The sequence below is a fragment of the Streptomyces sp. NPDC030165 genome (assembly GCF_055573595.1).
Genome location: NZ_JBVIBD010000005.1, coordinates 372,201 through 386,706, shown reverse-complemented (window position 1 = coordinate 386,706; position 14,506 = coordinate 372,201). Strand labels below are relative to the sequence as shown.

Sequence of the window (14,506 nt, the reverse complement as noted above, 5' to 3'; positions counted from 1 at the left end):
ATGATCGATACCGAGGAGCTGACCGGAACCCGCGTCGCCGTCACCGGCGCGAGCGGATTCATAGGCGGGCGCGTCGTCGAGCGGCTCGTCCTGAGCACCGGGGCCGAGGCGCGGGCCGTGGTCCGCGGCTTCGGCCGGGCAGCGCGGCTGTCCACGCTGCCCCAGGACCGGTTGGACTTCCGCACCGCCGACCTGGCCGACTCCGACGCGCTCCGCCAGGCGCTGGAGGGCTGTGACGTGGTCGTGCACTGCGCGTTCGGCAGCGGCGGCGACGTGACGGAGCGGTGGGCGGCCACGGTCGACGGCACGGCGAACCTCCTCGCCGCCGCCCGCGCCGCCGGAGTGCGCCGCGTGGTGCACCTCAGCACCGTCGACGTGTACGCCTCCGCCGAAGGCCCCTTCGACGAACAGGCCCCCAACCGGCCCGCTGACCCGGCCGACCACGAGTACGAGCAGCAGAAGCTCGCCGCCGAGGAACTGGCCCTGCGGGCGAACGGCCCGGACCTGGAGGTCGTCGTCCTGCAGCCCGGCGTCGTCTACGGCCCCTGGGGCGACCAGTGGACCGGCGCCCAGCTGCGCCGCCCGGCCGCCGACTACGCCGTGCTGCCCAGCGGTGCCGACGGCGGCGTGTGCAACGCCGTGTACGTGGACGATGTGGCGGACGCTGTGCTCCGAGCCTGCGCACGACCCGGTGTGGCGGGCGGCCGGTTCCTGCTGGCGGCCGACGAGACCACCACCTGGGGCCGGTTCTTCGACCATTTCCGTACGATCCGGGGGCTCACACCCGGATCGTACGACGCGGCCGCGGCGGACGTTCCGGACTGGGAGGCGGAGCTGTACCGTGCCACCGCACGCGTCGCCTCCGACCGGGCGGCCCGGCAGCTGGGCGTGCCCTGTGCCACCACGCTCGACGAGGGCATGGTCCTGGTCGCCTCGTGGGCGCACTGGTTCGGGCTGGGCGCGGCGTCTCCCGTGCCGGACGCCGGGGCCGCCTTGTGACCAACGTCCTGGTCGTCGCCCCCCATCCCGACGACGACGTCATCGGCTGCGGTGCCTCGATGGCCAAGCACGCCAGCGAGGGTGCCGAGGTGACGGTCGCCGTCGTCATCGGCCGCGAGCGCAGCCTGTACGACACCGAACGCACCGATGCGGACTTCGCCGACGAGACGCGCAAGGCCAACGCCGCGCTGGGCGTGCACCGGTGCGTCGTGCTCGACGAGCCGTCGCGGGACTTCCAGCTCACCCGCAGGGTGCACCTGGACCTGGTCCGGCTCATCCGCGAGACCCGGCCCGACCTCGTCTACGTACCGCACCGTCACGACGGCGACGTCGAGCACCGCATGGTGCACCAACTGGCCATGGAATCCGTGTGGATGGCGACGTCCGCCTTCTTCGGCGAGACCGGAGAGCCCGCCCCCGCGCCCCGGCTGGTGCTCGGCTACGAGGTGTGGGCTCCCCTGCCTGAGTACCAGTACGCCGAGGACGTCACCGGATTCGTCGACCGCAAGGTCGAGGCCATGCGCGCCTACGCCTCCCAGCTCCGGCACGCCGCCTGGGACGAAGCGGTCCGCGCCCTGGCGCGCTACCGGGGCGCGGTCGCCACGGGCACTGATCACGCCGAGGTGTTCGAGGTGCTCAGCCTGGGCGCCGTACCGCCGGCGCCGTGATCTGCACTGGAGGAGGACCATGACCGAGAGACTGCTGGTGTGCGGTATCGGCTCCGGCATGGACAGGTCGCTGGCGGCGCTCAAGGACATGGGTCTCGACCTGGTGGTGCTCACCGACCGTCCCACCGCACGCGTACGCCGCTCCGCCGACCGGTTGCTGGTGGCCGACCCCGGCCACTCCCCCGCGGTGGAGCGCGCCGTCGCCGAGGCCGGGCTGCGGGACGTGCACGGAGTCCTGTCGCTCGGCTACGACAACCCTCCGGTGGTCGCGCGGCTGGCCCGCCGGTTCGGCTGCCCGGGCGTCGACGAACAGGTCGCGCTGGACTGCACGCTCAAGGACCGGCGGCTCGCCGTACTTGAGCGCGCGGGCCTGTGCGTGCCGCGTCACCAGGCCGCGGACGATCTTCAGGGTGCACTGGCGGCCCTGGCACGGATCGAACTGCCCGCGGTCGTCAAGCCGCGCGATCTGTCCGGCTCCGCCGGGGTCGCCAAGCTCGACGCACCGGACACCGCGCCGGACCGGATCCGCGAGGCGCTCCGGCTCAGCGCCTCGGGCCGGGTCGTCGTGGAGGAGTTCCTGGCGGGCACCGAGCACACCGTCGCCGGGCTCGTGGTCGACGGCACCTTCCACGTCACCGGGTTCGCCGACCGCGAGTACGGGCGCAAGGAGGAGTTCGCCCCGTACTTCTTCGAGGGCGGTGACACCATGCCGACCGCACTGGACGACCGGGCGGCCGGGGACGTGGTGGCCGTGGTCCGGGCGGGCGCCCGCGCGCTCGGCCTGCACGACGCCGTGGTCAACACCGATGTGCTGCGTACCCCTGACGGCAGGGTCTTCCTGCTGGAGATCACCTGTCGGCTGACCGGCGCCCGGATCGCCACTGAGGTGATGCCGCTGGGCACCGGCGTCGACCCGCTGCCCAACGCCGTGCGGCTGGCCCTGGGCAGGCCCGTCGTGCCCGGGGACCTGGTGCCCCGAGCCCGGAGGGCCGTGGTGCAGAGGTATCTGCCCGCCGACGGGGGCACCGTCGTCCGGGCCGGGGACCTCGACGCGGTGCCCCGGCCGCCGGAGGTCTACGACCTGTTCTGGGGCATGGAGCTGCGGCCGGGCCTGCGGCTGCCCCGGTACAGCGGCGGCACCGAGCCGCTGGCCGGGGTGATCGCCACCGGGCCCGATGTCGCGGCGGCCGAGGCCGTGGCCGGCGAGGCCCTGGCACGGCTCCCGCTGGAGCTGTGCCACCGCGCCGCCGTGCCCCGCTGACCCTTGTGCCGCTGCGCCTGCCTCGCAGTCCGGCTCCGTACACCTGCTCACACCTGGAGGAATCCGTATGCCGATCGCGTATGCCCAATGGGCCGGCACCTATGAGCTGTTCGAAGGCGAGACCGCACGCGAGACCTGGCGGCTGGGTATCGCTGCCGAGCTGGCGAAACTCGCGGAGGGGCCGGCCCGGGTGCTGGACCTCGGTGCGGGCACCGGCGTCGGCGCCCGCGTCCTGGGCGAGCTGCTGCCCCAGCTCGACGTGACATCGCTGGACCGGTCCGCGGAGATGCTCGATTGGGGCAAGGTGCCCAAGGACCGCCAGGTCGTCGCCGACATGGCCGGCTTCCGCGCGGGGGAGGGCTACGACTTCGTCGTCTCCGGCTTCGACGCGCTGAACTACCTGCCGCCGTCCGACCTGGCGAGCTGCCTGTCCTGCGCGGCCGACGCCCTGCGGCCCGGCGGTCACATGGTGTTCGACTACTCGTCGCGCAGGGTCCTGAAGTCCGACTGGGGAGCGCTGGAGTACGAGAACGAGAAGGACGGCCACACGCTGCACCGCAGGCACCACTGGGAGTCGGCCTTCGACCGGAGCCGCACGGTCCTGACCCTGCGCCGGGGTGCCGAGACGCTGTGGCACGAGACGCACCTCCAGTACGTGATGGACCCGTTCACCCTGGAGGAGACCGCACGCGGCCACGGGCTGCGGACCGTCTCGGTACGCAATATCGACGGTGACGCCTACTCCCCGGCTCACACCACGCACGTCTACGTCCTGCGCAAGGACTGACCGGAAACAGGCCAGGCCAGGTGGCCGAGCGGGAAGAGAGGGAGAAATGAACGACACCGAGGCGGCGCTTGCGGCCGGTCTCGCGCGGACCAGTATCGTCATCGCGCTCAAGGACGACGTGCGCATCGTCGACTGCATCGCGTCCGTCGACGAGGACGTGGAGATCGTCCTGGCGCTCAACGGCGCCTCCGACGAGATCCGCCGCATCATCGCCGAGCACCCTCGGCCGTTGGTGGTCACCGAGATCCCCGATGCGGGCAACCTCGGGGCGGCCTACAACGCCGGTGCCAAGGCGGCGAGCGGAGAGTACCTGCTCTACATGGATTCCGACTGCACGTTCGCCCCCGGCGTCGTGCGCATGATGGTCAAGGCCGTGCTGGACCACCCCGTGGTCAAGGGCCAGGTCGTGTACGGGGAGTCGGACGGCGTGCTGAGCCGACTCACCGCACGGGTGCGGGAGTTCGACGAGGGCGACTACATCAGCGCCCTCTCCCCGCCGCTCATCTACGACCGCCGGGTCGCCGACCACATCGGCGGCTACCACTACGACCCGCTCGTCCACTGGTGCGAGGACCGGGAGTTCGACTTCCGGCTCCAGCTCGCCGAGATCCCTGTCGTGCACCTGCCCGACGCAATGATCCACCACGGAGCCCAACACGGCTTCCAGAACCTGCGCAGCTACTGGCGCTACGGCATCGGCGAGGCCATCGGCCAGCAGCTCGGCGTCTTCACCACGCCCGCGATACCCGTGCTGTGGCGGCTGTACGACTCGGCGCGGACGCTGGCCGGCTGTGCCCGGGACAAGGGCCTCCTCGCGGCGGCCTTCTATGCGCTGATGCAGGCCACCTACCACACCGGAACCGTCTACCACCTGCTGCGCGACCCGTTCAAGGTGCGCGACCGCCTGCCCGCGCACGCGGGGCGCACCCGCATGCTGCGGGCCGTGCCGGAACACTGTCCCAAGCTCACCCCGGCGCAGCGCGAACGGCTGCGCCGGGCGCATCGCAAGCGGGGGCGGAAGATCGTGCCGGTCGAGGACCTGTCGGTCTTCCGCACCCCCGCACCGCCCGGCCTGCCGTAGTCCTCCGCACTCCTTCAGCGGCAGTAGACCGGATAACTGAACACCGTGCCCCCGAAACCGAGTTTGAAGCGATTTATCAACCGCGTCTTCTCGCTTGTCTCATCCCCGTCGATGCCGCTGAGATCCAAATAACGCAACCCCTGCGCGTCCGCCCATTTCATGGTCTGGAAGTGCACGAAATTCAATGCCGCCTGCGTCCGGTATTCGGGGTTGGTGGCGACATAGCGCGCCTCGACCGAGTCGCCGTTCACCAGGCATACCGAACCGGCGGCCATATCCGTTCCGTGCACGGCTCCGAAGAGGTGTACCCGCGGGAGTTCCAGCAGCTCCCGCAGGTACGCCTCCGAGGCAAAATCGGGGGAATCCGCGTGGCGCATCGCATCGGCGTAGAAGGGGTGGAAACGAGGCAGCAGCCCGGGGTCGTCGGCGAAGGTGAACCCGAATCGCAGGGCCCGCCGTACCCGACTCCTGGTGCTGGCGCGCATCCTGCCGAGGACTTCCTCGTCGTTCCCGGCCGCATCGACCAGCAGCGTACGGAAGGTCCCGGACGGGCGGAACCCGGCGGCGGCCAGGACGCCGGGCAGCTCCCATTCAGGACGCAGTATCAGCGTGACCTGCGGCAACCCGGCACAGTGCGCAAGCAGCCGGCGCAACACCTCGGGATCGGGCGACCCGGTCGGCCCCTTCCACATGAACCACGCGCCGTCGCTCTCCTCCAGCAGCATCGCGGCGCGCGGCCGGGCCTCGTCCCACACCTCGGGGAACTGCACGGCACCCCCCTGCCGCTGGAGGAAAGACAGCCTCTCCCGGGTCTGATGGAAATCCTCGGCCGCATCCGACTCTTCACCCATGGCGCGGATTTCGGCCCCTTCCAGGCCCATGCGTACGTGCAACATTCGGGAAACCTCCCGGTCGTCGATATCGACATGGAATGTCATGCAAGGTCCACACGGAAATCCGGGCGAGCTGCAGAAGCTTCTCTTGACAGGAAGCCAGGGCTCGCCCCAGAGTGATTAATCAAATCCCCCGAAGGGAATCAAGACAAAGTCCTCCGCAGAATGATATTCCGCAGGGGAGGCGCTTTCCCAAGTGTGAGCTCCAGGGTTAGCGACTGTCAATGGCTGTGTCCACGGACACTATTTGGAGGGGAAATACATGCGCATTCTCGGTGTGAATGGCTGGCCCGGGGCGAGTCACGACGCGTCGGCGTGCCTGCTGGTCGACGGCGAGGTCGTGGCCTTCGCGGAGGAAGAACGGTTCACCCGCGACAAGCACGCGTACGGCCAGGCGCCCCACCACGCCGTCTCCTACTGCCTGGCCGAGGCGGGGCTGGGCATCGAGGACATCGACATCGTGGCGCACGGCTGGGAGATGCCCGCGCTGCTCGCCCAGCGCGGCCTGGAGTGGTTTCCCTCCGACGCGGAGGCGCTGGACTTCCTGCTCCCGCGCAGCTTGTTCCCGCGCGGCAAGGACCCCCGGCTGCTGTTCGTCGAGCACCACACGGCGCACGCCGCGAGTGCCTACTACTTCTCGGGCCACGACAGTGGCGCGGTGCTGATCCTCGACGGACAGGGTGAGACCGAGAGCGCCACCCTGGCGGTGGGCAGCGGCGGCGACCTCAAGGTGCTGCGGACGGTGTCGCCCGGCTGGTCGCTGGGCTATTTCTACGCGGCGGTGTGCGCGTATGCCGGCTTGGGTGCCGACGCCGCGGGCAAGCTCATGGGCCTGGCGCCGTACGGCACGGTGGGCGACACCACGTTCGGTGGCGCGCTGCTCGTCGAGGGGGACGGATACCGCGTGGACGCCGTGCCCGAGGACCTGCTCTCGCGCGGGCGCACCGACGAGGAGGACGACACCATCCGGCTGTGGCTGGACCGGCTGGAGAAGACCCTCGGCGTGCCGCCCAACGCGGTCACGCGTGGCTGGGACCCGGCACTCGGCCGCTACACCCGCCGTACCGCCCGGGACCCCTTCGAGTACCGGGACCTGGCGGCCACCGCGCAGGCCGCACTGGAACACAGCGTGCTGGCCATGGTGCGCGGACTGCTGCGCGACACCGGTGAGTCGACGCTGTTGGTGGCCGGCGGGGTGGGGTTCAACGCCACCCTGAACGGCAAGCTGATGCGGCTGCCCCAGGTCGAGGAGCTGTTCGTGCAGCCGCTCGCCGGTGACCAGGGGGTGAGCCTGGGGGCCGCCGGGTGGGTGGCCGCGCAGGCGGGAGAGCGGATCAGCCCGATGACGGGCACCGTCGCCTGGGGCCCGCAGTGGGGGCCGGACGCGATCCGGCACGTCCTGACCGCCACCGGTACGCGCTACACCGAGCCCGACGACATCGCCGCCGAGACGGCGCGGCTGCTGGCCCGGGGGGAGATCGTGGGCTGGCACCAGGGGCGCAGCGAGGGCGGTCCCCGCGCTCTCGGCCAGCGCAGCATCCTGGCGGCTCCGTCCCCGGCCGAGCAGCAGAACCGGATCAACCTGACCATCAAGGACCGCGAGGCATGGCGGCCGTTCGCGCCGAGCCTGCAGGAGGAAGCCGCCGCCGAACTGCTGGACCTGCACACGAGGTTGCCCTACATGATCGTGACGGTGCCGGTCCCCGAGCGCAGCCGTGCACGGCTGGCCGCGGCCACCCATGTGGACGGCACCACTCGTCCGCAGACCGTATCGGCCGATGTCAGCCCTCTGTACCACCGGCTGCTGGGAGAGGTGGAGACACGCACGGGCAGCGCCGTCCTGCTGAACACCTCCTTCAACGGCAATGCCGAGCCGGTGGTGTGCTCACCGCGAGATGCGCTGGCCACCTTCGCCAGGTCGCCACTCGATGCCCTGGCGCTGGGGCCCTTCCTCATCCACCGCTGAGCGGCCGGTGACCTGAGGCGGGTACGCGTCGTCCGGGTCCGGAGATTGCGCCGTTGCCGGTCACCGATGCCCAGCGGGCGATGCTGGAGGGCTGGGTTCGTCGCCGCACCGTGCGGCGAGCGTGCGTTCCGGACGCCCGGGCACAGGCGGGGTACAGACACAGGTTCTCGGGCTCTCGGGTTCTGGCCCAGTGGTCGCGGATCGTGCCGGAGTGCGCCGAAGGCCACTCGATCATGGAGGTGTCCCGCCGGCCGCGGGTCGCTCCGGACACGGTCCGCACCTGGCGGCGCCGCTTCATCGAGCGAGGACGGGACGGCCTGTGCGACGACCCGCGTCCCGGTGGTCTTTGGAAGATCGCCGATCCGCCGTCCGCCGACAAGGCCCGTGACGTCGTCACGACTACGTCCGGGCCGGCACGACGACCCTTCTCGTCGCCCTGGAGATCGCCTCCGGCAAGGCCGTCGGCTCGCTCCACCGGCGCCACCGGGCAGCGGAGTCCGAGAAGTTCCCCGCCAAGCTGGGCAGGAAGTCCCGGCCGGTCTGCGAATTTCCTCCGATCCTGAACCACTACGCGACCCGCAGGACACCCGACATCAAGAAGTCGCTGCCCTCCGTCCAGGCCCTCGGAGGCGACATCCGGTCCTGGCTCACCGACTAAATCGAACACCCCAGACCGGCACGCGTGCCCGGGGCCTGGCACACCGGGCCGGCCCCAACGATCGTCAGAGTGACGAAGCGCAGGTCCCTGGCCTGCATCGGGTTCGCCGCGAGGACGGTGAACTCGACGTGGCCGCGCCGGGGGTGCCGGACCGCCTGAGTGACCCCGTCCGGGTGTATGCGCGGCGGGATGGAGCTACGGTCCCACAGCTCCCTGACCACCGGATCGACGAGCACGCTGTGCAGCAGCGCCGTGAGTTCCCGGTCGTCGGGCGTGGCGGCGAGCGCGGCACGCAACTCGCCGAGCATGGGCAGGGCCCAGCTGTCCTGCCAGTCGGCGAGGGCGCCGGAGCGGTTCGTCGGGTCCAGCAGCACGAAGCGCAGGATGTTGCGGTCGGCGAGCCCGGCCACACCGCCCTGCACGCTGCGGTACAGCAGGTCCAGGTACTCCGTGTTGGCTACCACCAGGTCCCAGGAGCGGGTGTAGATGCACGCGGGCTGGGCCTGCTGCTGCACGAAGGAGTCCCAGCCCGGGTGCGGGGGCATGGAGGGCGGCTCCTTGAGGTCCGGCGGCAGCCGTCCTGATGCGTACAGGAAGAGCGCCTGGCGCTCCTGGTCGGTCATCCGCAGCACGTATGCCACGCTGTCCAGAAATTCCCCGGTGGCATTCTCCATGCGGCCCGACTCCAGCGTCGCGTACCACCGCGTCGAACAGCCCAGCAGGGCCGCGGTGTTCTCCTGAGAAATACCCGGACGGCGACGGTCGCGACTGTGGGGCACTATTTCCTCCGCGCCGACCCGTGCACGACATTCCCGCAATAAGTCCCGCAGATGTCTCTTCACTTCCTGCGTGCGCGAGCCTTCCGATGCCAAGGTTCCCCCATGTGACCGCGGTGGATGAGAATGTCCCGGTACAAAAGGATCTTGGCAGGGAAAGAACCGTGTCAAGGATGCGAACCCGTCAGAGGCCGGACATGAGCGTCCTGATTCCCCCTGACGGGGCGCCAGGCCCTAGTGGTTTGAACCGGAACTACCCCTTCTGGAAGTGAATGTTCTGGAAATTGGCATTCGTTGCGGTACTCGCATGCGAGTACGGAAAATGACCTTGACGCGTATTCACCTCCTGCTGATCACGAGGCCACCGGGGGAAGAGTTGAACATTGCACAACCGTCTCCGGACGAATCTCCTCAGACTGCCGCCGACCGGGCGTTTCGATTACTCAGGGCACTCCATGAACTCGGCCCCGGCGCCCATGCCCTCGACACGCTGACCCGGCTCACCGGCCTGGCGCGCTCCACCACCCATCGCATCCTCCAGTCAGCCGTACGGGAAGGCGCGGTGCTGCAGTCCGGCTACGGCCGTTACCGGCTCGCCCGGCATGCCGCCCCGCCATCCGGCCAACTGCCCCACCTGCCCGTATCGCTGGAGATCGTCGGAGCGGAACTCGCCGCGCTGTGCCGCCGGGCGGGCCGGGCGGCCTTCCTGCACGTGCCCGTCATGCTCCGGCCGCCGTTGCGGGTCAGCCTGTGGTGCAGCCATGCCCCCGGCACGGAGCCCGTGCCGACGTCGGACGGAGGAGACCGTGCCGGCCTGCTTTTCCGCGCACCCCTGCACGCCGACGCGGCAGGGCTCGTGCTGCTCGCGAACCTGCCCGGGGCAGCACCCGAGCAGGCCGGGCTGGAGCGCATACGCGCCCTCGGGCACGCCCGCACCCCGTCAGCCCTCCCCGGCTGGGACCTGGTCTCCGCCCCCGTACGGCGCGGTGCGGCCACCGTGGCCTCGGTCAGCCTGCTGACCCGGCGCTCGGAGATGAGGCAGTCCCACAAGCTCGAAGCCGCCGTCGTCATGGAGACGGCCGCCCGACTGGGCCGCACCTCCCGCACCCCCGGACCGGGCGGGACCACCCCGCCCGGCGACGTCCTGAACACCATGGGAGCCCGCCATGCCCGCTGAGATCGCTGTCGTCCGCGCCGGGCGTTCCTTCCCCGGCACCTGGTCCGCCTCCCTCTACCTGTGCGGACCCACCTCTCTGAACCCCGACGTGCCGTCGTGGCGCGACGAGGCGGTGCGGTGGATCACACAGCAGTGGGACGGCGACGGCACTCTGGCGGTCTTCCTGCCCGAACCCGAGGAGGGCGAGCCGCTCTCCTACGCCGACCAGATCGCCTGGGAGGAGGAGGCGATGGCCATGAGCGACGTCATCCTCTTCTACGTCCCACGCACCATGCCCTCCCTGCCCGGGCTGGTGACCAACGTCAAGTGGGGCGCCTGGCACCGCTCCGGCCGGGTGGTGCTGGGCTCGCCCGCCGGTGCCGAGCGCAACGAATACCTGCTGCACTTCGCCCACGCTCTCGGGGTACCAGTGAGCGAGTCGCTGGACGCAACGGTGCGCGCGGCCCTGCACAGGCTGGCGGCGGGTGCCGAGCGCACCGGCGGCGCCCGCTGGATCCCGCTCCAGCTGTGGACCGCCCCCGCGTTCCGGCAGTGGTACGCCGAGCAGCGCGCCGCCGGACGGGAGCTGCGGTCCGCGGCAGTGCTCTGGGCCGAGGGCCACCCGGCACACCGCTGGGCGATCCGGGCCCACCTGGCCGCCCCCGCCGCTCCCGGCGAGGCGGCCACCACGCTCGTCGTGCGCGGGGAGCGCTGCGACCACCACAGCTGACACACCTGCCGCCGGCCGGGTGGACCGTGGAGTCACTACGCCATCCCCGGCAGCCCGCTCAGCAGGGCGTGCAGGCTACGGCTGTGCACGGGGTCCCGCTCGACCGCGTCGCCGAACACCTCGGCCACCACTGCGTCCAGTTCCCCGTGACGGCGCGCGGCCGCTGCCGCGTCGTCCCAGCGCTCGCGCACCAGCCGCAGATGCGGCTGCCAGTCCAGCCCGGTGACCCCCGGCGGCAGTCGCGAGACGTCGCCGTCCGGCGGCTCCGGGCGGGCGGACGCGGGGCCCGCGGCCCCCCGCCGCCCGGTCAGGTCGTGCACCTCACGCCGGGCGCGCCCGTCCTTGCGGAGCAGCATGAAGGACGTGTAGAAGGACCCGGCGCCCAGTGCGTCGGTGTGTGCGTCGAGGCGGCGTAGCAGCTCGGCCGGGGAGAGTTCGGGGTTGTGCGCGGCGGCGCGCAGCGCGGTGAGCCCGCTGCGGGTGCGCATCGGAAGCCGGGACTGCACGGTGACGAACACCGAGCTGCCACCGGCCTGTTCGAAGACCTCCTCGAGGATTCGGGGACCCTGCGCATCACCCGGGGACTCGAAGCGCATCAGCAGCGTGCCTCCGTCGCGCAGCATGCGCGGCGCGCCACCGGTGACCGCGCGCACCACTGCGAGCCCGTCCGGGCCGCCGTTCCCACCCGGGCCGTAGTCCAGTGTCTCCGGCACCACGACGCCGGGCGGGTTGGACGCGATGAAGTCGTAGCGCTCGCCGCCCCCCAGCGTCTTGGTGGCGTCGGCCTGAGCCGCCTCGACGCGCTGCGCGAGCCCGTTCAGCGCGGCGGTCGCCGCGGTCGCGGCCACACAGTCCCCACTGATGTCCAGGGCGGTGGTGTGCAGCCCGCGTGCGGCCAGGGCGCTGGTGGTCAGCCCGGAGCCGGAGCCGATGTCCAGGGCCGTGCCGTGCGCGTGCACGCTCAGCAGGCGGTCGGTGAACGCCAGCCCGTCTTCCCCCAGGTAGACGCCGCTGCGCGCGGGGCGGCCGTGGTGGTCGGCCACCGTGAGCATGCCGCGGAACGCCGTGAAGTAGTGGCCCGCAGTCCGCTGCCCGCCGTCCGAACCGTCGTACAGGCCGAGCTCCGCCAGCGCCGTCGCCAGTTCAGGGGGTGGGGCGGCCTGGCTCTCGCCCAGGTGCAGCAGGTGGTACAGCGGGTCGTCAGCGGCGTCGGCGGGCAGCCACGGCTGGTGCGCGGCGCCCGCGGCGTGCCGGTAGGACTCCGTGCGCAACGCCCAGTCGAGGTCGCGCATCACCTGCCCGAGCCGGGTCCAGTGGGCGGAGGTCCCGGTGCCGCGGGGGTGCGGGGAAACTGCGGGAGCAGGGGTCCGGGCTTCGCCCCCGGCCGTGTTCTGGTCGTGTTGCACGGTCATGATGACTCCTCGGGGATCGGGAAGGTACGGGCAGGGCAGTCGAAGGGGGAGTCTTGAGCTGCTCGCTTCGGGGCGTGCCGCTCCCGGGGCGCCGAGCCGGCCGGCGGACTCCGCTCGTCGTCCAGGACGGTCGGGGAGGGGCGCGCGCAGAGGAATCTCGCAAAGGGCGGCGGAAGGCGCGCCGCGTGGTTGCCGACGGCGCGTCAGCCGGCGGAAACCCTGGTTCCTGTCGCCCGCTGAAAAGAACGGCCTGGCCGTTCGGCCGGAAATCCTTCCTGCCGCCGGTCGTCGGCCCGGCCTGGGCGAACGCCTGCGGACAGCACGTTCCGGCCACGGTCGCCCGGGCCACCTCAGCTGTCCGTGAGGACCGGCAGGAGCAGCCGGGACGGACAGGCTCCCCCGTGGTGCACCGACACCACCTGCGGCTCGTACGGCTGCTCCTGCAGCGCCGTCGAGCAGCCGCCGGTGCCGGGGTTGACGTCGAAGCGCGGGAAATTGCTGCCGGCCACCTCCAGCCGGATCCGGTGCCCGGTGCGGAACACATGTCCCACCGCGCCCAGCCGCACGGTCAGCTCGACGGTCCGGCCCGGCGTCAGCGAACGGGGACCGTCCGGCGCGGCGTGGTAACGGGCCCGGACGATGCCGTCACACAGGTTCTCGGCGCGGCCGTCAGGGGCCACGTCCACCAACTTGGCCGTCAGGTCGGTGTCGTGGCCGGAGGCGGAGGCGTAGGCGACCAGGACCACCTCGCCGACCACCGTCAGCGGCGCTGTCAGTACTTCGCCCGTGTAGCAGAGCACATCCGGCCGAGCCTCGACCGCGCGCTGGTCCTGCGGCCCGCAGTCGGAGCCGACGAACAGGCCCGTCATCAGCGTCGGCCCGCCGGTGGTGGGCACCGGGTCGGCGGGGTCGTGCCGGAACCGGTCGGAGGCGGCGTCCAAGGGCGGCGCGGCGAGCAGCCGCCCGTCCCCGGACGCGGTGTTGGCGTGCCGTGCGCCGCTGGTCAGGTGGAGGGCCACGGTATGGGTGCCGGGCACCGGCCAGTCGTCGTACGCCACCCAGCGGTCGGCTCCCGTGAGGAAGAGCCGCACGCGCTCGTGCGCGCCGCTCGCGGTGCCTTTGAGGGCGCGGTCGAAGTGGGCGAGATGCAGCCCGGTGACGTCCAGGATCTGCTCATCCGCCCGTGTCCCGTACCGTCGTTGCGGGAAGATCCCCCCGGCGACGCGGTGCGACCACGGCCCCACCACCAGCGTGGACAGCTCGCGGGCCGCCGGCGAGCCGGCCCGTGTCCGCATCCCCGTGAAGTTCTCCAGCGTTCCGCCGAGGAAGATGTCGTACCAGCCGCCGATGTGCAGCCCGGGCGCCCGCATGGCTTCGTATCCATGGTTGGGCGCGGCCCGTTGCCAGTACTCTCCCGGGGCCGGGTGTTCCAGCCACTGCCGGTAGTAGGGGGCCAGCCGGTCCAGCAGCGCGGGCGCGCGCCAGGGTGTCCGGTACAGCTCCTCAATGCCGTCGAGCGCCGCGACCACCCGGGCGGTGTCGGGATGCGCCCCGTCCGCGCCCGGTTGCGGCAGCTGAGGCAGGATCAGGTCGATCAGAGTCCAGTGCAGACAGAACCCCAGTTGGAATGCGCCCCCCTGGTAGCACCAGCCCTCGTGGAGATCAGATCCGGCCATGTGCGGGGTGACCGCGCCCAGCGCGTCGGGCGCCTCGGCCGCGGCCAGCAGCGCGGCGGTCCCCTCGTAGGAGCGGCCCAGTATGCCCACCGCGCCGTCGCAGTACGGCTGCGCCGCCGCCCACGCCACGGTGTCGGCACCGTCCTGCCCCTCGTACCGGAAGGGCTCGAAGCCGCCCTGCGACCCACCCCGCCCCCGGACGTCCTGAACCAGCAGGACGTACCCGGCGTTCACCATCCGCAGCGCGTCCAGCGAGGCCCCCGCGGGCGGGCCGCCGCGACCGTAAGGAGTGCGCCGGACGAGCAGGGGAAACCGGCCAGGTGAATACGGCCGATAGACGTCGGCCCGTAATACGGTGCCGTCTCTCATGGGAACGTCGACATCTTGTTCCACGACGATGCGCACAACCAGGTCCTTACGTCGGGGGCCATGAGGGCCACCCT

The 14,506-nt window shown here is 71.5% G+C and carries 13 protein-coding genes; 9 read left to right on the top strand and 4 right to left on the bottom strand.

Features of this window, described 5'->3' with window-relative positions:
• The 5 genes from ACZ4Z1_RS12710 (at window position 1) to ACZ4Z1_RS12690 (ending at window position 4,796) form a co-directional block, all read left to right on the top strand.
• The gene (locus ACZ4Z1_RS12710; RefSeq protein WP_468486573.1) at window positions 1–999 is read left to right on the top strand and encodes an NAD-dependent epimerase/dehydratase family protein; all 999 of its coding nucleotides are present in this window, start codon (window positions 1–3) and stop codon (window positions 997–999) included.
• Window positions 996–1,667, top strand: a complete 672-nt coding sequence (locus ACZ4Z1_RS12705) for a PIG-L deacetylase family protein (protein WP_468486572.1) — start codon at window positions 996–998, stop codon at window positions 1,665–1,667. The genes ACZ4Z1_RS12710 and ACZ4Z1_RS12705 overlap by 4 nt, the downstream gene beginning before the upstream one ends.
• A gap of 19 nt (window positions 1,668–1,686) precedes the next feature.
• Window positions 1,687–2,928 (top strand): ATP-grasp domain-containing protein, encoded by a 1,242-nt coding sequence (locus tag ACZ4Z1_RS12700; protein WP_468486571.1) that lies wholly within the window; start codon window positions 1,687–1,689, stop codon window positions 2,926–2,928.
• A 67-nt stretch (window positions 2,929–2,995) separates the two neighbouring features.
• Complete coding sequence (locus ACZ4Z1_RS12695) at window positions 2,996–3,715, top strand: class I SAM-dependent methyltransferase (RefSeq protein ID WP_468486570.1); 720 nt, start codon at window positions 2,996–2,998, stop codon at window positions 3,713–3,715.
• 46 nt (window positions 3,716–3,761) lie between these two features.
• A complete protein-coding gene (locus tag ACZ4Z1_RS12690) occupies window positions 3,762–4,796 on the top strand; it encodes a glycosyltransferase family 2 protein (protein ID WP_468486569.1) in 1,035 nt (344 codons plus the stop codon).
• Window positions 4,797–4,810: 14 nt separating this feature from the next.
• Here the strand turns inward: ACZ4Z1_RS12690 and ACZ4Z1_RS12685 are convergent, their stop codons facing one another.
• On the bottom strand, window positions 4,811–5,734 hold the full coding sequence (locus ACZ4Z1_RS12685) for a GNAT family N-acetyltransferase (RefSeq protein ID WP_468486568.1): 924 nt from the start codon (window positions 5,732–5,734) through the stop codon (window positions 4,811–4,813).
• Between the two features lie 217 nt (window positions 5,735–5,951).
• Here ACZ4Z1_RS12685 and ACZ4Z1_RS12680 point away from each other — a divergent pair, with 217 nt between their 5' ends.
• Complete coding sequence (locus tag ACZ4Z1_RS12680) at window positions 5,952–7,655, top strand: carbamoyltransferase family protein (protein ID WP_468486567.1); 1,704 nt, start codon at window positions 5,952–5,954, stop codon at window positions 7,653–7,655.
• Window positions 7,656–7,735: 80 nt separating this feature from the next.
• A complete protein-coding gene (locus ACZ4Z1_RS12675; protein WP_468486679.1) occupies window positions 7,736–8,218 on the top strand; it encodes a helix-turn-helix domain-containing protein in 483 nt (160 codons plus the stop codon).
• Between the two features lie 91 nt (window positions 8,219–8,309).
• On the opposite strand, the gene ACZ4Z1_RS12670 is transcribed toward ACZ4Z1_RS12675, so the two are convergent.
• On the bottom strand, window positions 8,310–8,987 hold the full coding sequence (locus ACZ4Z1_RS12670; RefSeq protein ID WP_468486566.1) for an MmyB family transcriptional regulator: 678 nt from the start codon (window positions 8,985–8,987) through the stop codon (window positions 8,310–8,312).
• A 478-nt stretch (window positions 8,988–9,465) separates the two neighbouring features.
• Between ACZ4Z1_RS12670 and ACZ4Z1_RS12665 the strand changes: the two genes are divergently transcribed.
• Window positions 9,466–10,266, top strand: coding sequence for a helix-turn-helix domain-containing protein (locus tag ACZ4Z1_RS12665; protein ID WP_468486565.1), 801 nt, complete (start codon window positions 9,466–9,468; stop codon window positions 10,264–10,266).
• Window positions 10,256–10,975 carry a nucleoside 2-deoxyribosyltransferase domain-containing protein gene (locus tag ACZ4Z1_RS12660; RefSeq protein ID WP_468486564.1) on the top strand — a complete coding sequence of 240 codons (720 nt, stop codon included), beginning with the start codon at window positions 10,256–10,258 and terminating at the stop codon, window positions 10,973–10,975. The genes ACZ4Z1_RS12665 and ACZ4Z1_RS12660 overlap by 11 nt, the downstream gene beginning before the upstream one ends.
• Window positions 10,976–11,010: 35 nt before the next feature.
• Here ACZ4Z1_RS12660 and ACZ4Z1_RS12655 read toward each other — a convergent pair whose 3' ends face one another.
• Both ACZ4Z1_RS12655 and ACZ4Z1_RS12650 read right to left on the bottom strand, forming a co-directional pair.
• Window positions 11,011–12,387 (bottom strand): methyltransferase, encoded by a 1,377-nt coding sequence (locus tag ACZ4Z1_RS12655; RefSeq protein WP_468486563.1) that lies wholly within the window; start codon window positions 12,385–12,387, stop codon window positions 11,011–11,013.
• Between the two features lie 350 nt (window positions 12,388–12,737).
• The gene (locus tag ACZ4Z1_RS12650; protein WP_468486562.1) at window positions 12,738–14,432 is read right to left on the bottom strand and encodes a CocE/NonD family hydrolase; all 1,695 of its coding nucleotides are present in this window, start codon (window positions 14,430–14,432) and stop codon (window positions 12,738–12,740) included.
• Window positions 14,433–14,506 lie beyond the last annotated feature (74 nt).